The sequence below is a fragment of the Photorhabdus caribbeanensis genome (genome assembly GCF_018448885.1).
Taxonomy (GTDB): domain Bacteria; phylum Pseudomonadota; class Gammaproteobacteria; order Enterobacterales; family Enterobacteriaceae; genus Photorhabdus; species Photorhabdus caribbeanensis.
The window spans coordinates 260868-283057 of sequence record NZ_RCWB01000001.1 but is presented as its reverse complement, the minus strand read 5'-3'; the positions used below and the strand labels follow the sequence as shown (position 1 = coordinate 283057).

Annotated in this window: 14 protein-coding genes; 3 read left to right on the top strand and 11 right to left on the bottom strand. The window is 43.7% G+C overall.

Annotation, left to right across the window (positions count from 1 at the left end):
• The 4 genes from prfB to xerD all read right to left on the bottom strand — a co-directional run bounded on the left by prfB (position 1) and on the right by xerD (position 4629).
• A protein-coding gene (gene prfB, locus EAE90_RS01400; protein WP_214051933.1) for a peptide chain release factor 2 occupies positions 1-1099 on the bottom strand; the annotation gives its coding sequence in 2 pieces (ribosomal slippage) (positions 1-1023 and positions 1025-1099; 1098 coding nt in all).
• A 157-nt stretch (positions 1100-1256) separates the two neighbouring features.
• The gene (recJ, locus tag EAE90_RS01395) at positions 1257-2990 is read right to left on the bottom strand and encodes a single-stranded-DNA-specific exonuclease RecJ (RefSeq protein WP_214051932.1); all 1734 of its coding nucleotides are present in this window, start codon (positions 2988-2990) and stop codon (positions 1257-1259) included.
• 5 nt (positions 2991-2995) lie between these two features.
• On the bottom strand, positions 2996-3694 hold the full coding sequence (gene dsbC / locus EAE90_RS01390; RefSeq protein ID WP_214051931.1) for a bifunctional protein-disulfide isomerase/oxidoreductase DsbC: 699 nt from the start codon (positions 3692-3694) through the stop codon (positions 2996-2998).
• Between the two features lie 23 nt (positions 3695-3717).
• On the bottom strand, positions 3718-4629 hold the full coding sequence (xerD, locus tag EAE90_RS01385; protein ID WP_044467195.1) for a site-specific tyrosine recombinase XerD: 912 nt from the start codon (positions 4627-4629) through the stop codon (positions 3718-3720).
• A 107-nt stretch (positions 4630-4736) separates the two neighbouring features.
• Here xerD and fldB point away from each other — a divergent pair, with 107 nt between their 5' ends.
• Positions 4737-5255 carry a flavodoxin FldB gene (gene fldB / locus EAE90_RS01380; RefSeq protein WP_214052036.1) on the top strand — a complete coding sequence of 173 codons (519 nt, stop codon included), beginning with the start codon at positions 4737-4739 and terminating at the stop codon, positions 5253-5255.
• 21 nt (positions 5256-5276) lie between these two features.
• Here the strand turns inward: fldB and EAE90_RS01375 are convergent, their stop codons facing one another.
• Entirely contained in the window at positions 5277-5693 is a 417-nt protein-coding gene (locus EAE90_RS01375) for a protein YgfX (protein WP_214051930.1), read from the bottom strand.
• Positions 5674-5940 carry an FAD assembly factor SdhE gene (gene sdhE, locus EAE90_RS01370; protein ID WP_166310503.1) on the bottom strand — a complete coding sequence of 89 codons (267 nt, stop codon included), beginning with the start codon at positions 5938-5940 and terminating at the stop codon, positions 5674-5676. The genes EAE90_RS01375 and sdhE overlap by 20 nt, the downstream gene beginning before the upstream one ends.
• Before the next feature lie 176 nt (positions 5941-6116).
• Between sdhE and ygfZ the strand changes: the two genes are divergently transcribed.
• Positions 6117-7106 (top strand): tRNA-modifying protein YgfZ, encoded by a 990-nt coding sequence (gene ygfZ / locus EAE90_RS01365; RefSeq protein ID WP_214051929.1) that lies wholly within the window; start codon positions 6117-6119, stop codon positions 7104-7106.
• Positions 7107-7120: 14 nt separating this feature from the next.
• Entirely contained in the window at positions 7121-7726 is a 606-nt protein-coding gene (locus EAE90_RS01360) for an HD domain-containing protein (RefSeq protein WP_214051928.1), read from the top strand.
• A gap of 343 nt (positions 7727-8069) precedes the next feature.
• On the opposite strand, the gene EAE90_RS01355 is transcribed toward EAE90_RS01360, so the two are convergent.
• From EAE90_RS01355 to EAE90_RS01335, 5 genes are all read right to left on the bottom strand, one after another.
• Positions 8070-9389 carry a collagen-like protein gene (locus EAE90_RS01355; protein ID WP_214051927.1) on the bottom strand — a complete coding sequence of 440 codons (1320 nt, stop codon included), beginning with the start codon at positions 9387-9389 and terminating at the stop codon, positions 8070-8072.
• A 948-nt stretch (positions 9390-10337) separates the two neighbouring features.
• Positions 10338-11660, bottom strand: coding sequence for a collagen-like protein (locus tag EAE90_RS01350; protein WP_214051926.1), 1323 nt, complete (start codon positions 11658-11660; stop codon positions 10338-10340).
• 1058 nt (positions 11661-12718) lie between these two features.
• Positions 12719-14044: a hypothetical protein gene (locus EAE90_RS01345; RefSeq protein WP_214051925.1), complete on the bottom strand. Its 1326-nt coding sequence runs from the start codon at positions 14042-14044 to the stop codon at positions 12719-12721.
• Positions 14045-15070: 1026 nt separating this feature from the next.
• A complete protein-coding gene (locus EAE90_RS01340) occupies positions 15071-20242 on the bottom strand; it encodes a type I polyketide synthase (protein WP_214051924.1) in 5172 nt (1723 codons plus the stop codon).
• 317 nt (positions 20243-20559) lie between these two features.
• Positions 20560-21867 (bottom strand): hypothetical protein, encoded by a 1308-nt coding sequence (locus EAE90_RS01335; RefSeq protein ID WP_214051923.1) that lies wholly within the window; start codon positions 21865-21867, stop codon positions 20560-20562.
• Positions 21868-22190: the final 323 nt, after the last annotated feature.

Here is a 22190-nt window from a genome sequence, read left to right as displayed (position 1 = left end):
TCATAAGCCAGCTTTCAGGCTTGCTTCAATGAATTTATCCAGATCGCCATCCAGCACCGCTTGTGTATTGCGTGTTTCAACGCCGGTGCGCAAATCTTTGATGCGTGAATCATCCAGAACATAAGAGCGAATCTGGCTACCCCAACCAATATCGGATTTATTCTCTTCCATTTCCTGTTTATTGGCGTTCTTTTTCTGCATTTCCAGTTCATACAGCTTCGCTTTTAGCTGTTTCATCGCCTGGTCTTTGTTTTTATGCTGAGAACGATCATTCTGACACTGAGTCACAATGTTGGTTGGAATATGGGTAATACGCACCGCAGATTCTGTTTTGTTAACGTGCTGACCACCCGCACCAGACGCGCGATAAACATCGATACGTAAGTCTGCCGGATTAATTTCAATATCAATATCATCATCCACTTCGGGATAGATGAAAGCAGAACTGAATGAAGTATGACGACGGCCGCCAGAATCAAATGGGCTTTTACGTACCAAACGGTGAACTCCGGTTTCAGTACGCAACCAACCATAAGCATAATCGCCCATGATCTTAATGGTCGCTGATTTTAGGCCAGCAACTTCACCATCTGATTCTTCAATGATTTCCGTTTTAAAGCCTTTGGATTCAGCCCAACGCAGATACATACGCATCAGCATACTTGCCCAATCTTGAGCCTCGGTGCCACCAGAGCCTGCCTGCAAATCAAGATAACAGTCAGCATTGTCGTACTCGCCAGAAAACATGCGGCGAAATTCTAACAGACCCAATTTTTCTTCAAGCTGTTCCAGCTCTACCACCGCTTCATTAAAAGTCTCTTCATCGTCAGCTTCTACTGCCAATTCCAGCAGGCCCTGTACATCTTCCAGACCTTGCTCAAGCTGATCGATAGTCTCAACAATCCCTTCCAGTGAAGAGCGCTCTTTACCCAAAGCCTGTGCTCGCTCCGGTTCATTCCAAACATCAGGCTGTTCCAGTTCAGCATTAACTTCTTCTAAGCGTTCTTTCTTGGCATCATAGTCAAAGATACCCCCTCAGAACCGTTGTCCGCTCAGACAGGTCCTGAATGTGGTTTTTTACCGGATTAATTTCAAACATATTTTCGTGTCTTACGTTGTGTAGTCGTAGATAAATGGATAATTTTCGAACCGCGTATTGTAACGGATTCAGCACAGGGTTTATAGCATTTCAACAGATTTGTCACGTATTCATACGAGAGTACGTGACAGTGACTGACTACCTATCCATCAAACGGTTAATAAGGCCAGAGATGCTGGATCAAAAGCTGTACATTACGGTTGCCACGAAATTCATTAACATCCAGTTTATAGGCAAGTTCTACTTCACGGACACTGTTATCCGGCCAGCGGGTAGGATCGATGTTGAACGCGATCCCATCTAGCATCGGCCCACCGTTTAATGGCTCCACTATCACTTTTAAATGACGTTCTCCAACAATGCGCTGTTGCAGTAGCTTGAATTTACCGTCAAAAACCGGCTCCGGGAATGCCTGTCCCCAAGGACCGCCATCACGTAACATCTCTGCAATGTCCAATGACAGTTCATTGATCGCTAGTTCACCATCACTCCAGATAACACCTTCAAGTTGCGAAATATCTAACCAATCCGCCATTAACGCAGAAAAATGATGCTGAAATTGTTCAAATTTATCCTGTTCAAGTGACAAACCGGCCGCCATTGCATGACCACCAAACTTAAGTATCAACCCCGGATGCAAAGTATCAAGCCGCTCAAGCGCATCACGCATATGCAATCCCTGTACTGAACGGCCAGAACCTTTCAAAATACCGTCGCCTGCTGGCGCAAAGGCGATAACAGGCCGATGAAAACGTTCTTTAATACGGGAAGCCAGAATTCCGACTACCCCTTGATGCCACTCTGGATGATAAAGCGCCAGGCCATAAGGCAGCTCAGTACTGGTACGTTCAAGTTTGTCACAGATTTGCAGTGCTTCTTGTTGCATTCCTTGCTCTATTTCACGCCGGGTATGGTTAAGACCGTCCAATTCACAAGCTATCTGGCGTGCCTTTGCCATGTCGTCAGTTAGCAATAACGTGACGCCAATGGACATATCATCGAGGCGACCGGCGGCATTCAGTCTTGGCCCCAGAAAAAACCCCAAATCGCTGGCTGTCAGCTTATAAGCATCGCGTTTGGAAACTTCCAATAATGCACGTATCCCCGCGCAACAACGCCCTGCACGAATACGATTCAATCCCTGATAAACCAGAATCCGGTTATTGGCATCCAAAGGTACAACATCGGCAACCGTGCCTAACGCAACCAAATCCAACATTTCTGCCAGATTCGGCAGCGCAATTCCTTGCTTTTCAAACCACTGATCTTTTCTCAGCGCCGCCCTTAAAGCTGACATCAGATAAAATGTGACGCCAACCCCGGCCAGTGATTTAGATGGGAACGAGCAATCGGATAAATTGGGATTAATAATGGCATCAGCAGCCGGCAAAATGTCGCCCGGTAAATGATGATCCGTGACAATCACTTTCATACAGTGCTGATGGGCAGCCGCAACTCCTTCATGGGAAGAGATACCATTATCCACGGTAATAATTAGGTCAGCGCCTTTTTTGACGACCTCTTCGACTACCTGTGAACTTAAACCATAACCATCGTCAAAACGATTTGGCACCAGATAATCCAGATGTCGATATCCCATTGAGCGTAATGATCGGATCGCCAATGCCGTGCTAGTTGCCCCATCAGCATCAAAATCACCGACAATAACAATGCGCCAATGTTCATGAAGCGCTGTCAACAAGAGCGCCACCGCCTGTTCCACACCACTCAAATGCTGGTAATTCAATAACCCTTGAACGCCACGTTCCAATTCATTAGCTTGCTGGATACCACGAATGGCATATAAACGACGCAGTAATGGATGAATCTGTTGTGGAAGATGACTGTCATCCACCACCGGGCGGCGGCGGAGTTGTGTTTCAATATTCACTAAACTTATTTACCACGTTGCGCCAGTGCCGCTGCCAAAGCCTCTGGCGGCATATATCCACCTAACAGACTACCATCCTCAAGGATAATCGCTGGCGTTCCTTGGACGCCAAACTGGAGACCCAATTTGTAATGGTTAGCAATATCCACTTTACAGCTCTTAATTGGCGAAACACCTTCATTTTTAAATGCAGCATCTAATGATTTCTGCGGTGTTGCGCTGCACCAGATAGATTGCATATCTTTAGCAGATTGGTGCTGCATACCCTGACGGGGGAACGCCAGATAACGCACAGTAATACCCAGTTTATTGTACTCTTTCATGTTTTCATGCAATTTATGGCAGTAACCACAGGTAATATCCGTGAAAACGGTAACGACATGCTTCTCTTCTGGCGCTTTGTAGATGATCATCTGATCTGTCATTGCTTCCAGCTTTTTCATCAACAATTGATTACTGACATTCACAGGGGAGCTACCACTGACATCATAAATTGGCCCTTGCAATAAATATTTTCCGTCATCAGACAGATAAATAATCCCTTGTTCGGTCACTACCGTATTTAAACCAACAATAGGCGATGGTTGGATGTTTTCTGCTTTTATCCCTAGTTTCTGCATTGTTCTATGGACAGCATCATCAGCAAGCGCATTTCCGCTAAACCAGGCCAGTAAAAGAGGGAAACATAACACGCTTTTTTTCATTTTCGGTTCCTTTAAATCCGTGCTCACCCACGCGGATGATGTTGTTGATGTAGCAATTTGAGCCGTTCTGTTGCTACATGAGTATATATTTGTGTTGTGGATAGATCACTATGCCCCAATAACATCTGTACAACTCGCAAATCAGCGCCATGATTAAGCAAATGTGTAGCAAATGCATGACGCAAAACATGAGGAGATAACCGTTCAGTATCGATTCCAGCCAACAGCGCATAATGTTTAATACGGTGCCAGAAAGTCTGCCGGGTCATTTGTCGCCCCCGTTTGCTAGGAAAAAGAACATCCAACGTTGCACCATTCAGTAACCCGGCTCTCCCATACTCCATATAATGCTCTAGCCAGTAAATCGCCTCTTCCCCTAAAGGAACTAACCGCTCCTTATTCCCTTTACCAATCACTCTCACCACGCCTTGACGCAAGCTGACATCGGAAAGCGTCAACCCTACTAGCTCAGATACTCGCAAACCACAGGCATAAAGCACTTCAAGCATGGCTTTATCCCTTAGCTCCACCGGTTGATCTGTACAGGGTGCATTAAGTAGATCCTCTACCTGCTTTTCACTCAAATCTTTAGGCAATCGCTTTGGTAATTTCGGGGCGGACAAAAGCGCTGTCGGATCATCTTCCCGCATTTTTTCCCGATAAAAATAGAGAAACAACTGGCGCATGGCACTGAGTAAACGGGCCGAGCTACTGGCTTTATACCCGCCATCCATGCGTTCCGCCAGAAAAGAGTGCAAATCTATCGTCTGGACAGATAATAAATTATGACCATGATGTATCAACCAGTTATCCAGTGCTTGTAAATCCAATCGGTAAGAAGCAAGCGTATTTTCCGCGAGATCATGTTCCAACCAGATAGCATCAAGAAATTGTTCTATCAGTGGATTAGTCAACTGAGTTGGTTGTTTTGACACGAAACACTTTCCTTAAATCTGCACATCTCTGTCGGCTATTATGCCTGAAAAAGCAATTATTCTGTTACAATGCCAATCCAGATATTCAAAAACCATAATGATTAATGATGAAAATTGGTCTTTTTTACGGCTCCAGCACCTGCTACACCGAGATGGTAGCAGAGAAAATTCGCGATATCCTCGGTGAAGATTTAGTTGATCTCCACAATATCAAAGAGACAATACCGGAATTAATGGAAGAGTACTCTGTACTGATTCTTGGCATTCCGACATGGGATTTTGGCGAATTACAGGAAGATTGGCTGGCTATTTGGGATCAAATTCCTTCCCTCGATTTACAGGGGAAAATTGTCGCCATGTATGGTATGGGCGATCAAATTGATTATAGCGATTGGTTTCTTGACGCTCTCGGTATGCTATATCACCATTTACGCCCTTCAGGTGTACATTTCATTGGCTTCTGGCCAACCGAAGGCTATGAATTTACCAGCCCGAAACCATTAACGGATAATGGCTCACAATTTGTCGGGCTGGCATTAGATGACGTAAACCAGTATGAACAAACTGATGATCGTTTATCGCAATGGTGTATGCAAATCCTGCAAGAAATGGAGCCTCTGCTTTAAATCAGAAAAATTTCAGCTCAATCAGAGATCAGGATATTGCAACAACAGTTGATTAATATGCCTCCATTCATCCTGTGACATACCATCGGATGCGACCCATAAACGGATTTTTTTCTGGTTATAAAAAGATTGAGCCGTAATTAATATGCCATAACGACACGGCCACGGTCGTCGGATAATTCGCCACTCATGCTTCTTCCATTGCAACTTATTATCACTGAGCAGAACTAAAAGCCCTTGTGATTTACGGATATTTTTCTGACTACGCCCCCAACTGGCAATAATTAACAGAACTAAAGGAAGCCAGAAAATCCAGAAAATAGCGCCATCCGCAGGCCACGGGGCAAGTAGCACGATAAGTGCGATTGCACCATGAACACAGGTGGAAATTAACTGGGTATGCCAAGATACCCTGAGATCACATTTCCACAGGACCACGATCTTTATTTCTATTCTGAATAAGTTTAATCATGCGAAATAGCTCTTCATCCTCTGGGCGTCCATGATTCATCAGCCAGTTAAAGAGATCAGGATCAGCACATTCAAGCAAGCGAATAAAAAGTCGTTTATCATCATTACTGAGTGAGTCATATTCATACTTAAAAAACGGCATAATTGAAATATCCAGCTCGCGCATTCCACGCCGACATGCCCAATGAATACGTGCTTTATTATCAATATCCATGTTCAAAAAATCCCCTTTTTAATTCTCATTGTTAGTTTTAACGCCATTAGCCATTAAGTCGCCCGGCCAACTCATGCATCATGCCAGCTAATAGCAATAATAACTACTTGCATTGTGCCTCAGCTCTTTTACCATTATGCATCATTGGCTCAAATATCTGACTGGCAGGATGTGTCATGGCTTATAAAACTCCGTTCTCTTCACAATCTCCATTGTCTTCATCAACCCTTCCCCTGACGCTAATATCATTGGATGACTGGGGCCTAGTAACCGCAACTGGACCGGATACAGAAAAATATCTACAAAGTCAGGTTACAGCAGATATTTCCACACTCGCAACGAATCAGCATGTACTTAGTGCGCATTGTGATGCAAAAGGCAAAATGTGGAGTAATCTGCGCCTCTTCCATCATGGTGAAAGCCTTGCTTATATTGAACGTCGCAGTGTGTTGGAAAACCAGCTTACAGAACTGAAAAAATATGCCGTATTCTCTAAAATTACGCTAGTTCAAGATGAAAACGCAGTACTGCTCGGCGTTGCAGGTAAAAACTGCCGGGAAGCATTAAGCAATTTCTTCCCAACTTTGCCGGATGCTGATAACGCTGTTGTTGCACATGAAACGACGACTTTGCTCCATTTTACCTTGCCGTCTGAACGTTTCCTCTTGGTAACAAACATCGCAACCGCTGAACAGTTAACAGAAAAACTTCAAGCTCCACTTAATAACAGCGGACAGTGGTTAGCTCTGGATATTGAAGCAGGCTTCCCGGTCATTGATGCCGCCAATAGTGCGCAATTTATTCCTCAAGCAACTAACCTCCAGGCACTAGCAGGAAGTATCTGTTTTAAAAAAGGGTGTTATGCCGGTCAGGAAATGGTGGCCCGCGCTAAATATCGCGGTGCGAATAAACGCGCCATGTACTGGCTGGCTGGCAATGCCACCAAAACTCCTATGGCTGGAGATGATTTGGAATGGCAATTAGGAGATAAGTGGCGGAGAACGGGCACCGTTTTGGCTGCCGTTAGGCTGAATGATAATAGTGTCTGGGTACAAGTCGTCATGAATAATAATATGGAAAGCCATAGTGTATTCCGTGTCCGTGACGATGAAGGGCATTCACTCGCCATTCAGCCTCTGCCTTATTCTCTCGATGAAGAAAAATAATTAATGAGGTTTATATGTCGTTAGCAGTACCTGCCGTTGACTTTGGCCCTTTTACGAATGTCATCGGTTTTTTGATGGAATTGGACAAGCTGAAAAAAGTTGAGCGGCGAACTAAGTTACTGGATAACCATCGCCGGGAAAATTCAGCCGAGCATAGTTGGCATTTTGCTATCGCCGCAATGAGTTTTGCTCCCTATGTAAAAGAAGTCGATATCCAGCGTGTTATTCAAATGGCATTAATTCACGATATTGTAGAAATTGATGCGGGTGATGTGATGGTTTACGATTTAGCAGCCCGTGCAGCCATTCATGAACAGGAAATCAAAGCCGCCAATCGTCTTTTTGGTTTACTCCCCGAGCCACAGAAAAGCCATTTTATGTCACTTTGGCAAGAGTATGAAGCAGGAGAAAGCCAAGACGCCCGTTTTGCTCTTACACTGGATAGACTAATGCCGATGCTGATGAATCTGTATAATAAAGGGCAGAGTTGGGTAGAAGATGGTATTCGTTTTGAGCAGGTGATTAACCGCAATAAATTCATTGCCGATGTCTATCCCGAATTATGGCAATATCTGCTGCCACAACTGGAAAGCGCACAGAAGAAAGGTTGGTTGAAGTAACTTTTCTCAAAAATTTGAGAGCGTTCAGAATTCAGTGCACACATTAACCACATGGTGCACTGAATTAACTACAAACTACGGTCGTTTTAACACTAGACAGGTAATCAACAATGCACGTTCCAACACCAACTTAACACTCTGACAACATCATCCAAATTATTCACCTCAATATGTGACCGGGGTGAGAGAGTGCAGCCAACAAAGAGGCAACTTGAAAGATGACGGGTATAGTAGTCAACCTCGCTATCCCTAATAAGCTAATGCGATACAGGCGAAAACTCTAGCTCCCTCATTTCCAAACAGTTTGTATTTAGGAAACGGAAACGAACTTTCTTTATCGCAATCAGTTTTGCAATTTGCCGTTGACATATATCCGCCCCGCATTTCCTATTCGCTCTCCTGGCTCCCCCGACTTTCCATCAATGCCCGCTTGACCGAACTTTCCGGTAATATTCGACGTTGTACCTCCATTCCCAGTATTAGTTAATGTAGAACCACCATCACCGCCTTTCCCTCTCCATCCCGGCCTACCACCCGCTCCCGCAAAACCTTGGAATGCCCCACAATTGATGCGCGGATCGCCTTCGGAATAGCTAAAATATATGTCTCCCCCATCCCCACTATGACCTCCATTACCTCCATCTCCTCCATCGCCTCCATTTCCTCCGTTCCCTCCAAGCCCAGACTGCTGACACAGTGAGTTAGTAGTAATATGACGATGATTAGAGTCAATAACCTCAAAGAAACTGCCATAACCCCCATCTCCCCCCTTACCACCATCACCTCCATGACCGCCATCACCACCATTACCTCCATTACCACCCGCCGACCACAAATTTACTGTTCCTCTCACATAAGGACACGCAATAGTTAGTTTATCCCCCGCCTTAGCAGATTCGCCATTCGTTCCCCGCCCTCCCGAAGAACCATAAGTTCCATCAAAACCTGGCGAAGGGTTCGTTATACACTTATGCTTATCCTGAAGCCCGGGAGTACCCTTAGAGCCATCAGCGCCACTGTTTCCATTTGTACCAACAGCACCATCTTTTCCATCTTTCCCTCTACTGGTAAGGTCATATGAGCTACCTTGAATAACATTTGCTTCAATCCTGCCATTGGTGTAGCAAATTACTTTGCCTTCCGGTTCAATAGTTATCTTGTTGTACACTAAGACAACCGGTTCGCCACAGTCATCTTTATCTTTAATAATCAAAGGATTATCTTTACTTATAGTAATCTCGTCGCCACTGTAGAGCGCAACTTTCATCGGAAAACGCTTAGCATTGAGCATTTCTTCATAATCTTTGACCAAAGCAGAATCACCATAGATATAAGCACTAAATGCCTTACACAAATCAATATGATTAGCCGGGACGTTTGCCAGCCGTTCAGCAGAAAACGGTTCAGGTAACGGATGATGGGATTCCATTTTTCCAGAGCTATACTGACTGTCAGGCACGCCATTGAGTGCTTTTAGCTCTTGTATCGTTTGTACTGTAAAAAATGCAGGCGGCACAGTAGCCGTTTTCAGATCGTTAGAGAATATTACCGACCCGTCAAAGTCAGAGGTCTTAAGTTGCTTTGGCTGTCGCTCCAAGCCAAACGGGTGATGATATTGATGTAATATTGCCAACGTCTCAGCAACCGTTCTTATTTTATCCATGAGAATTCTCCTAAGTTTAAATTTATACATTTAGAATAACTTCATATATTAATTATCCATCTAACCAAGTTGAAAAGTCCCTACTACTATCACTATCGGTTATGTCACTATAAATGGCTAATAGTCAGAATGTTGCCCCTGACTCATCACCAGATTAGCCAGAGCGAAAACATCAAATTTTTCTGGCAAAAAATAAAGAATATAGACACCTCAACAACAGGCAGGCCAGAAAAATAATTTCGATGAAAATTAATCAGGCAAGTATTTATTTACTTTACAGAAAACAATTAAATTTAATATTTAAATTACACAATTTAAAATATTAATATAAACCTCCACTTTTTCCATTAATTATGGAAAACATTTCTGTGATACATCACTACTTTTCAACAGATGCTAATTAAAAACTTCAATTCTATAAATAAGATTCTAAAATAGCGCCACATCTTATATCACTCATAATCCCATATATAACAATGGGTTGAAGAGAGTCATGTGTAGCAGAATTATGAAAAGCTATTTATCTCATTGTATTATTAGAAAATAATAATCATTATTATTTTAATTTTAAAAAATAACAACAAAATAGAAACCTACAGATATTACTGAATAATGAAATTATGAATATTATTTAAATTAAAGATAGAAAATAATTATTCTATACAAGAAGAAAATGATTTCATGGATGAAATTCAATCTTTAAATAAACTCATTTCACAAATAAACATCTAAATGACCAACAAAAAGGTCAATAAAATCGCCCCACTGAATCAGCAATAGATTCGAAACAATAATTATCTGATACAGTGCAGCCATTGGAAATGGCTACACATCAAGTAAAACAAGTTTAAATATCACCATATCCAATAAACTAATCCGATACAGGCAAAAATCCTGGCTCACTCATTTCCAAACAGTTTGTGTTTAGGAAACGGAAATAAACCTTCTTTAATGGCTATCTTGCAATTTACCGTTAACATATATCTGCCCTACATTTCCTGTTTGCTCTCCTGGCTCTCCCCGCTTTCCATCAGTACCCGCTTGACCAAATTCTCCGGTAATACTCGACGTTGTACCTCCACCCCCAGAGTTAGTCAATGTAGAGCCACCATCACCACCTTTCCCTCTCATTCCCGGATTACCGCCCGCTCCCGCAATACCTGGTGATGCTAAACATTTAATGAGCGGATTGCCTTCGGAATAGTTAAAATAGATGTTCCCCCCATCCCCACTACAACCTCCATTACCCCCATCCCCTCCATCGCCCCCATCTCCTCCTTTCCCTCCGTTCCCAGACTTACACAGAGAGGTAGTAGTATTATAATCATTCTGATCACCAACAGCCTTATCAACACTACCATAACCCCCATCTCCCCCCTTACCACCATTACCTCCATGACCGCCATCACCACCATTACCTCCGTTACCTCCCGCCGACCACAAATTTACTGTACCTCTCACATAAGGGCATGCGATAGTTAGTTTATCTCCCGCTTTACCAGGCTCACCATTTGCTCCCCGCGCTCCCGAAGAACCGTTAGTTCCATCAGAGCCTGACGCAGCGTCCGTTGTACACTCATGTTTATTCTGAATACCAGGATTACCCTTAGCGCCATCAGCTCCACTGTTTCCATTTGTACCAGCAGCACCATGTTTTCCATCGTCCCCTGTATTGGTAAAGTAATATGAGTTACCTTGAATGACATTCGCTTCAATCCTGCCATTGGTGTAGCAAATCACTTTGCCTTCCGGTTCAATAGTTATCTGGTTGTACACCAAGATAACCGGTTCGCCACGGTGATCTTTATCTCTGATAATCAACGGATTATCTTTACTTATAGTGATCTCGTCGCCACTGTAGAGTGCAACTTGCATCGGAAAACGCTTAGCATTTAGCATTTTTTCATAATCTTTGACCAAAGCAGAATCACCATAGATATAGGCACGAAAGGCTTTGCATAAATCAATATGATCACCTGAGACATTTGCCAGCCGTTCAGCAGAAAACGGTTCAGGCAACGGATGATGGGATTCCATTTTTCCAGATCTATACTGACTGTCAGGCACGCCGTTGAGCGCCTTCAGCTCTTGTATCGTTTGCACTGTAAAAAATGCAGGCGGCACAGTAGCCGTTTCCAGATCGTTAGAAAATATTACCGGCCCGTCAAAGTCGGCAGTCTTAAGTTGCTTTGGCTGTCGTTCCAGACCAAACGGATGATGATATTGATGTAATATTGCCAACGTCTCAGCAACCGTTCTTATTTTTTCCATGAAAATTCTCCTAAGTTTAAATTTATACATTTAGAATAACTTCATATATCAATTATCCATCTAACCAAGTTCCAGAGTCTCTACAGCTATCACTACCGGTTATGTCACTAAATAGCTAATAGTCAGAATTTTGCCCCTGGCTAATCACCAGATTAGCCAGAGCGAAAACATCGATTTTTTCTGGCAAAAAATAAAGAATATAGACACCTCAACAACAGGCAGGCCAGAAAAAAACAATTCCGATGAAAATTAATCAGGCAAGTATTTATTTTATAGAAAGCAATTAGATGCAATATTTAAATTGCACAATTTAAAGTATTAATATAAACCTCCACTTTTTCCATTAATTATGGAGAATATTTCTGTGATACATCACTACTTTTCAACAGATACTAATTAAAAACTTCAATTCTATATTTATCTCATTGTATTATTAGAAAATAATAATCATTATTATTTTAATTTTAAAAAATAACAACAAAATAGAAACCTACAGATATTACTGAATAATGAAATTATGAATATTATTTAAATTAAAGATAGAAAATAATTCTTCTATATAAGAGGAAGATTATTTCACGGATAAAATTCAACCTTTAAATAAACTCATTTTACAAAGAAACGCCTAAATGACCAACAAAGAGGTTAATAAAATCGCCCTACTGAATCAGCAATAGATTCGAAGCAATAATTATCTGATACAGTGTAGCCATTGGAAATGGCTACACATCAGGTTACTGACAAACCCATTTAAAAAACAGGGTGTTTTCGCATCATCGAAAATTTCAGATAGCGTATTGTTGGCTAATAAGTTTTCTCTAATGTCTAAGTAAAACAAGTTTAAATATACCCTATGGATTTCAAGATGGATCGCGACGGCAAGGGAGTGAATCCCCGGGAGCATAGTAACTATGTTACCGGAGTGAGCAAGTGCAGCCAACAAAGAAGCAACTTGAAAGATAACGGGTATATCACCCATATCTAATAAACTAATGCTATGCAGGAGAAAACCCAAGCTCACTCATTTCCAAATAATTTGTATTTAGGAAACAGAACGTTCAACGCAATTTACCATTGATATATATCTGTCCCCCCTTTCCTTGCATCCCTGGCCCCCCTGACTTTCCATTAATCCCCTTTTTACCAGGAATTCCTGAACAACTTAAGTTTCTAATTCTATCCTCGATATTACACCACGCAGAACCACCGTCACCGCCTTTCCCTCCATTTCCCGCTCTACCACCATCCCCTGGCAAACCTGCTGATGACCAATAACTCATGTTTGGATTACCAGTAGAATAGTTACACTCTATGTCACCCCCATCTCCACCATTCCCCCCATTACCTCCATTCCCACCCTCCCCTCCATCTGCGCCATCCCCTCCATGCCCAGAAAGATACCGTGTGGCCGTAGTAACGTAACTATGACCACCAGAACAATCCCCATCGGTACCATTATAACAAAAGCCTCCATCTCCACCGTTCCCTCCACCGCCGCCATCACCACCAGATCCGCCATTTCCCCCAGCCCCTCCTTCAGACGCCAAATATACAATCCCATCCAGGAGAGTAGTTGAAACATTCAATTTCTCCGCCACTCCACCTGATTCTCCATCCGATCCTTTCGCTCCCGGAGAACCTTTAGTTCCACTGGTACCCGATGTAGGGGGAGTTACGCAGGTATCTTTTTTCTTACGACCAGGTAAACCATCAACGCCATTCGATCCGCTACTTCCAGTTGCACCAGGAGCACCAATTTCTCCATCTTTCCCTTTACTGACTAAGCGCAGTGGCCTGCCTCCCTGTCCTTGAATGACATCCGCTTCAATCCTGCCATTGGTGTAGCAAATCACTTTGCCTTCTGGTTCAATGGTTATCTTGTTGTACACCAAGACAACCAGTTCGCCACAATGCTCTTTATCTTTAATAATCAATGGATTATTTGCGGCAACAGTGAGCTCTTCACCATTGTAGAACGCAACTTTCATCGGAAAATACTTAGCATTAAGGATTTCTTCATAATCTTTAACCAAAGCAGAATCACCATAGATATAGGCGCGAAAGGCTTTACGCAAATCAATATGATGACCAGAGACGTTTGCCAGTCGTTCAGCAGAGAACGGTTCAGGCAACGGATAATGGGATTCTATTTTTCCAGGGCCATATCGACTGTCAGGCACACCGTTGAACGCCTTCAGCTCTTGTATCGTTTGCACTGTAAAAAATGCAGGCGGCACAGTAGCCGTTTCCAGATCGTTAGAAAATATTACCGGCCCGTCAAAGTCGGCGGTCTTAAGTTGCTTTGGCTGTCGTTCCAGACCAAACGGATGGTGATATTGATGTAATATTGCCAACGTTTCAGCAACCGTTCTTATTTTTTCCATGAAAACTCTCCTAAGTTTAAATTTATACATTTAGAATAACTTCATATACCAATTATCCATCTGACCAAGTTCCCAAATCTCTACTACTATCACTACCGGTTATGTCACTAAATGGCTAATAGTCAGAATGTTGCCCCTGATTAATCACCAGATTAGCTATAGCGAAAACATCGATCTTTTCTGACAAAGGATATAGCCACATCAACAACAGGCAGACCAGAAAAACAATTCCGACGAGAATTAATTAGGTAAATATTTATTCACTTTACAGAAGACAATTAAATACGATATTGAAATTACACAATTTAAAATATTAATGTAATTTCCCACTTTTTCCATTAATTATGGCGAATATTTCTGTGATATATCACTACCTTTTAATAGATACTAATTAAAAATTTCAACTTTATACTTATATCATGAGGTATTATTATAAAATACAAATAAAACAATAAGCATGATTGTGTTTTTCAAAAATCACAACAAGAATAGAAACTCACAAATAATATTAAACAATGAAATTATGAACGCAAGTTTAATTAAGAATAGAAAATAATTCTTCTTTTTGTAAAGAGGATTTTTTACGGACAACCTTCAACTTTTAAGTTGATTAATTTTATAAGGAAATTTTTAAATCACCAATTAAAAGGCAAATAAAATAGCTATAATGAAATAAGTAGTCAACCAGAATAATAGAACCGGAGTAATAATTATCCTGATACAGTGTAACGAGCCTGTACATCAGGTTGTTGAAAAACCCATTTAAAAATAAGACGTTGTAAATAATTCCATCATGTAAAACCCATTTTCCCTGATGTTTTCTCTTCTAATATCAGTATGACATCGGATTTTTCATCGCTGCAAAAAATCCTTAATCATTGCTTTTACCTTTGATGGTTAAAGTTTTTACCTATTTTATCATTGGTGAAAACTCGGCAGTGATAGTCGAGGAGTTAAAAAGCTAATAACCTGAAAGCCCTATCGGGCTTTCAGAAAATACTTTGGAACAGTTCACTCAGGTTATTCCTACTTCGCAATTAACTTCACTTGCAATCGATACGTAATTAACGACGCAAGTTCCGACAGTGGCTTATTGTTCAACAGCAATTCCAATGGGATATCCACACGTAACTGTTTGTTAATTTTTTGCACCAACATCAACCCATTCAGCGAATCAATACCATTATCAATCAGTGGTTGATCCGGATGAAAAACCTCAGCTTTCGTCCCAACAATTTCACCGCAGAAAGCCTGTAACAGACTGACAACATCACTCAAGTTATTGACCTCAAGCACCGTGTCTACTGGTAAAGCCTGAGCTGCACTTTCCTGCTGAATATCACGAAATAATGCCAGATGGCGCATTGGGCCAGAGAGTAACACTGACCAATCAGCCAAGAATGGCACCAGTTGCGGCTCAATGCGGGCAAACAGACGCTCTAACGTGGCTAATCCCTCCTCTAAGGTAAATAGCGGCAGCCCATTGTCTTTGGACACCGGAAGCATGCGACTATCTCGTAAAGCGATGCCTGCTTTCCACGGCCCCCAGTTCAGGCTCAACGCAGGTAAACCTTGCTGACGCCGCAAATAGGCCAAGCTGTCCAGCATGGCATTCGCTGCTGCATAAGATGCCATCCCCGGCAGAGACAATAATGAGCTTATTGAGGAAAACATGACGAAATGCTCTAACGGCGCATCAGCTAATGCTTGATGCAGTGTCCAAGCAGAAAGTGCTTTAGCGGCAAATACTCTATCGAAAGCCTGAGTACTCAGTTCACGATATCCTTGCGCTTCAACATGCGCAGCACAATGAATTACGCCTCGTAACGGCTGACTGGCCCGTTGCCGATACTGAGCCAGACAATTATTAGTCATTTTCACATCACCCAGATCAACCGGCAGATATTCTGCTTCAATCCCCTGTTGACGTAGCATTTCCAGTAACATCTGATCATCCGGATCAAGAGTATGACAACGGCCGATCAACAACAAATGACGAGCACCATGCTCCACCATCCAGGAAATCAACTGACGTCCCATTCCCCCGAAAGCTCCCGTCAGCAAATAGCTGCCGTCTGGACGAAAATGCACCAATGGCAACAATGGCGGCATTTCTGGCAATGGCACAAGACGTAGTGCATAACGTTGATCACAACGCAGAGCTAATTGATCCTCACCATCATCGGTTAATAATGCGTTCCACCACTGGGCTGGCGCAGTCGTACTGTCAATATCTAACAACCCTCCCCAGAGTGAAGTTGCTTCCTGTTGACCAATAACCCGCATCATTCCCCATAATGCCGCAGCAAACGGATCAGGCCGATCTTGTTCAGTCACCCGATGAGCATATCGAGTCATGACCCACAAGCGTGGTTTCACCGCCCGTTCTGCCAGTGCTGCACACAAATGGATCAAAACATGATAAGTCTTGCGTGGATTATGTAACGGCCAGAGGATCAGTATCCTTTCAACCTCAGAAGGAAGAGTAGCAACCAACTCCTGAACTTTCTGCTCACTGTCAGGCAGGCCGGAACGTAGGTAGGCATATCCACCACGCCGTTGCAATTCACTCGCCAATTCCTCTGCCAACACAGTTTCATCGCCAAGAATAGCCCATCGTGCTAAACATGGCGCCAAAGGCGCTATCGATGGACAAGAAGGCACTTCACGCCACAGAAGCTGACCTATCACCAGATTGTGAGGTACTGGCAATAAATCGCTTCTCCTGTTACTGACAAGCTGAACGCAAAACCCTTTGATTTGGCAAACCAGTATGCCGCGGTCAGTACATACATCGATATCACCAAGCCACTGTTGTTGTGTCTGCTCAGTCATTCGAGCATGGGCTCTTACTCGACCTGATAGTTTACCGCTAATGCGCAGATGTCGAATAGTTACCGGAATACGGAAATCGCTAGCAGGGATTGGAGCATTAACGCCAACAGACTGAATCGCCAGCAGAGACTGGAAAATGCCATCCAAAGCCGCCGGGTGGAAATGCATTCCCTCTGGTATAGGTGGCAACTCAATCTCACAGATCGTCTCCTTTTCACCGATAATCGCCTGGCGCAAAGTACGGAATACCCCGCTGTAACTAAAATGCAGGTGTTGAAACGCCTGATACAATTCTTTCTGATACAGCTCCTCCTGATTCTGCGTACCAAGATAGCGATCATTTACAACTGATGATGGGATAACACAGACAGTCGCGCCCGGCACGACAATGTTCACTTGTGCACTGGCGGCAAATTGGTATTGAGTATCTTCATCCAGATTACTGGCAGTGTATACCTGCACTTCCATGCGCTGACGATCCAAGCGGGTTTTTAGTCTGAACTCCATGCCGGGTTCCAGCAGTAAAGCCGATTGCAACACAATATTATTCAGCGCCAATCCAACACCTGGAAAGCAGATACCCGCCGCCGTTAACATGATTTCAATATAGCCCGCGGCAGGGAACATCGCATTTCCCATAACGACATGATCGAGCAACCAAGGCACCTGCTCAACAACCAATTCAGCCTGCCAACTCTCACTACCAGGCTGTGCTTCGCCCAATAGCACACCGCTCAACTTGCGCAGCCGATGGCGACGGCTGATTTTCGGTTCATGCCAATAAGATTGCTGATGCCAGGGATATGTTGGCAGATCGATTAAATGAGCCGTAGGCGTGATAGTCCGCCAATCAGGTTCAATACCAGCTTCAAATAATTGGCCCAATAACTGTAACCAGTTCTGCCCTGTTCGACAAGCAAACACCTGGCCGCAATAAGGTTTACTCCAATCCTGCAATCCACCGCTCAACAGGGATGTGGGTGAAATTTCAAGGAAATGGTGGAAACCTGCTTTCAGCATATTTTCCATCGCATTATCAAAACGGAAGGGTTCGATCATATTGTCAGCCCAATGCTCAGGGCCCAACTTATCATTAATTTCCTTCCCTGTGACTGATGAGAACACGGGCAATAAGGGTTTTGAGGCCGGAATCGTCGCAGCATCGGCAATTAACCCTTCCCGTAGTGGTTCCAGCAATGGGGAATGGGCTGCAATACCATAGTTAATGCGACTGCTAGCAATACGATGATGTTTTAAACGATGGGAAATGGCAGTTAATCCGCTTACCGGGCCAGATAACAGACAACTATTGGCGCTATTTCTTCCTGCAATCACTACAGCGGGATCAACGTCATAGGTAGACAAATAGGGCTGAATCTGTTCCACCGCAGCCGCTACCATCAACAATCCTCCCTGCTGATCCAACACGCTTTGCAGATCGCGATAGCGATAGCGATAATAACGATGATATAAAAGTGTCAATGCCTGAGTCAGATCATAAATCCCTGCCAGATAGCAAGCCGCCATCTCGCCGGTACTATGACCAAGCAATGCCGCTGGTCTAAGCCCCCACTGCTGCAACTGAGCGACCATAGATATTTGTACCGCAAACTGCACCGGCGGCGCCATTAAATCGTCAGTAACCAGTAATGCAGCACGTAGAGACGGCGCAGAAAACTCAGCCCAAATGGCTTCGCAACGCCTGAATTGCTCAGCAAATGCAGGAAATGGCTGAAACCAGGCGGCCACCTCCTGCCACCCTTCACCGCCAACGCCAGGAAACACCCAAGCCAGGTGATCTACCTTTCTATTATTATGCTTCGGCGACAGACTCAGATGAGTTAACTGTTGTTGCAACTGCTTTCGGTCACTAAATATTATGGCTTTACGCAGCGGGAAACGGTGACGAGTCATCGCTAAACTGTAACATAGATCATCAAGGGCAATCTCTGGCTGCTGCTGTAGTAAATCGGCAATACGCTGTGCTTGTTGTTTCAGGGAAAACTCAGACTGGGCAGACAATGGCAACATGAATGCCTGCCCTTCGGCTTCGCGAAGTTGTACGGAAGAAGCCGCATGATTGCTCAATACCACATGGACATTCGTCCCGCCAAAACCAAAAGAATTCACTCCCGCGACAACTCTACCTTCGGGCAATGACGTTAACTGCCGCGGAACTTGCAATCCTAATTCCGCGAAACGGATATAGGGATTAGGCGGATCTGCATGTAAATTGCCCGGCACTTGCCTTCGTTGTAAACACAATACCGCTTTAATCAATCCAGCAATGCCCGCCGCAGCTTCTGTATGACCAATCACGGATTTACACGCACCGATCAGTAATGGGCGATCTGTCGGTTCTGGACGGCATACCAGCCCCAAAGCTTCTGCTTCTATCGGATCGCCGATCGCCGTTCCAGTACCATGAGCCTCAATATAATCAATCTCTTCTGGCGAAATTCCGGCTTGAGCACAAGCTGCCCGAATCACCCGCTGCTGTGCCACGCCACTTGGTTGGGTCATCGTGGGAGTACGGCCATCCTGATTTGCGGCCGAACCGTGGATCACGGCCAAGACGGGATCGCCATCCTGTAAAGCCGCACCCAAGGGTTTCAGCAAAACAGCGCCCACTCCTTCACTACGCACATAACCATCAGCGTTAGCTGAAAAACTGCGACAACGGTTGGTAAGTGACAGAAAACCAGTACGGCTTTCCACTATCGAAAAATCAGGGATCAGCATTAACTGACTGCCGCCTGCCAGCGCCAATTGTGACTCTCCCCGCCGCAAGCTGTCACAAGCCAAATGTACCGCTAATAAGGACGATGAACAGGCGCTATCGATGGTCAAAGATGGCCCTTGAAAATCAAACGCATGGGAAATACGGTTTGACAGCATGGTTCCCATTGTGCCGGTTGAGGTATAACCCGTTATCTGACGCAAATCAGTAAATTGCAGGTGCAAATAATCATGAGTGAAAGCACCAATATAGACACCAACTGCCTGACCCGCCAACGATTTTGGTGGTATTCTTGCACGCTCCAGCGCTTCCCATGTCACCTGCAACATCAGACGATGTTGTGGATCAATAAAAGGCGCTTCTGTACTACTGATATTAAACGCCGCGGCATCAAAGCCGGCTATATCAGTGATAAATCCGCCTTCTCGCGCCACCATTCGACCTGGTAGATTGCGATCCCGAGAATAATAAACCTGAGTTGACCAACGTTCGGGCGGTACTGGGGTAATCGCGTCACTTGAACCACACAACAGTTGCCAAAATTCCTCTGGAGAGCTAACGCCCCCCGGAAAACGGCAACCCATACCGATAATGGCAATCGGCATATTGTCACTTCTCATCATATTGATATCCATAATGGGATTCTTTACTCCGATCTGTTACTTACCCGATTATCGCGCTTACTCATCAACCCCATTCTGTCGGACCAGGAATACATTTCGGCGGATGAGGTGGTAAGCCAAGTATTATCAATGATTAATCGTGATACCCGTATTCGGCCATTAATTTGCAATCATTAACGCTGATATCAGTTAAATCAACGTTAAACAGTGTCACATCCTAGAGAGCAACATAGGACAAATTGGCGACCATTATTGCCATATCATTCAAATTTTCTTTGGCAAGATAAACAAACCAAAGCTCTGACCCCATCTCTCCCTTATTTATAGACTATCCAGTCTAAAGCCCGATCATCGCCATGCTTCTGTACATTACCATTAACATATACCTTGCCAGAAACACCCGCATCACCGGGTTTTCCATCAGTACCCGCTTCACCAGATACGCCGGGATGACCATTACTATTTGATTCATTATTACCGGAACCGCCTGACCCTCCTGCTCCGCCTATTCCTCCCCTACCACCTACTCCCCCTCTTCCGCCATCCCCTCTATATGACAGAGCATTAATTACTGGCTGCCCCTCAGTGAAATTCACGTATATGTTGCCACTGTCCCCACCTTTACCTCCATGACCCCCATCCCCTCCATTTCCGCCATTCCCTCCCCTTCCTCCATATCCAGCACTGCATTTGTTTGTTCCATATCCACCATTTCCACCATTCCCTCCGTTCCCCCCATTACCGCCATATCCACCATTTCCGCCATTTCCACCTATCGATGCCGCATTAACTACTCCAGTAAAAAGTTCAACATCAATAATTACGTCATTTGCATTTCCAGCCTTTCTGCCATCCATCCCTTGCGCTCCCGAAGAACCGCCAGTTGCATCAGTACCTGGTGTGGATTTAACAGTGCAGCCGTGTTTATCATCCGAACCAATATTTCCATTACTGCCATTAACCCCATTACTTCCCTGTTCGCCCTCAAAACCATCGGCTCCATTAGAGCCTTTACTGACAATGCTCTGCTTTTTATCATTGCCATTCCCTACAACCGTGTTAGCTTCGATCTTACCATTAGTGCGGTAAATAATTTGACCTCCCGGTTCAATGATTATCTGGTCATATACCAAGACAACGGGTTCGCCATAATCATCTTTATCTTCAACAATCAATGGCGCATTTGCGGTAACAGTGATCCTTTCGCCACTGTATAACGCAACCTTCATCGGAAAACGCTTAGCATTAAGAATTTCTTCATAATCTTTAACTAAAGCAGAATCACCATAGATATAGGCCCTAAAAGCTTTGCACAAATCGATATGATAACCCGTGTCATTTGCTAGTCGCTCAGCAGAGAACGATTCTGGCAACGGATGATGGTGTTCCATTCTGCCAGGGCCGTACTCACTGTCAGGAATCCCCCCGAGAGCCTTCAACTCCTGTATGGTTTGTACTGTAAAAAACGCAGGCGGCACAGTCGCTGTCTCCGGATCGTTAGAGAATATTACCTTGCCGTCAAAATCCGAGGTCTTAAGTTGCTTTGGCTGCCGTTCTACACCAATCAGATTATAATCCTGACGCAATACCGCCAAAGTTTCAGAAACAGTTCTTCTTTTATCCACGGTAATTCTCCTGAGTTTATATGTTGTTTAAAATAACTTCATATATCCATTATCCATTTGGTCAATCTCCAGAATATATGCTGTTATTACTACAGTTCGTGGTACTGAATGACTGATTAGCCATAGCGAAAACATCGATTTTTTCTGGCAAAGAATATAAAACTTCAACAACAGGTATGCCAGAAAAATAATTTCTATGAGAATTAATTAGGTAAGCATTTATTCACTTTATATAAAGTGATTGGATATAACATTTAAATTACACAATTTAAAATATTAATGTAATTATCCATTTTTTTCATTAATTAAAGATAATATTTCTG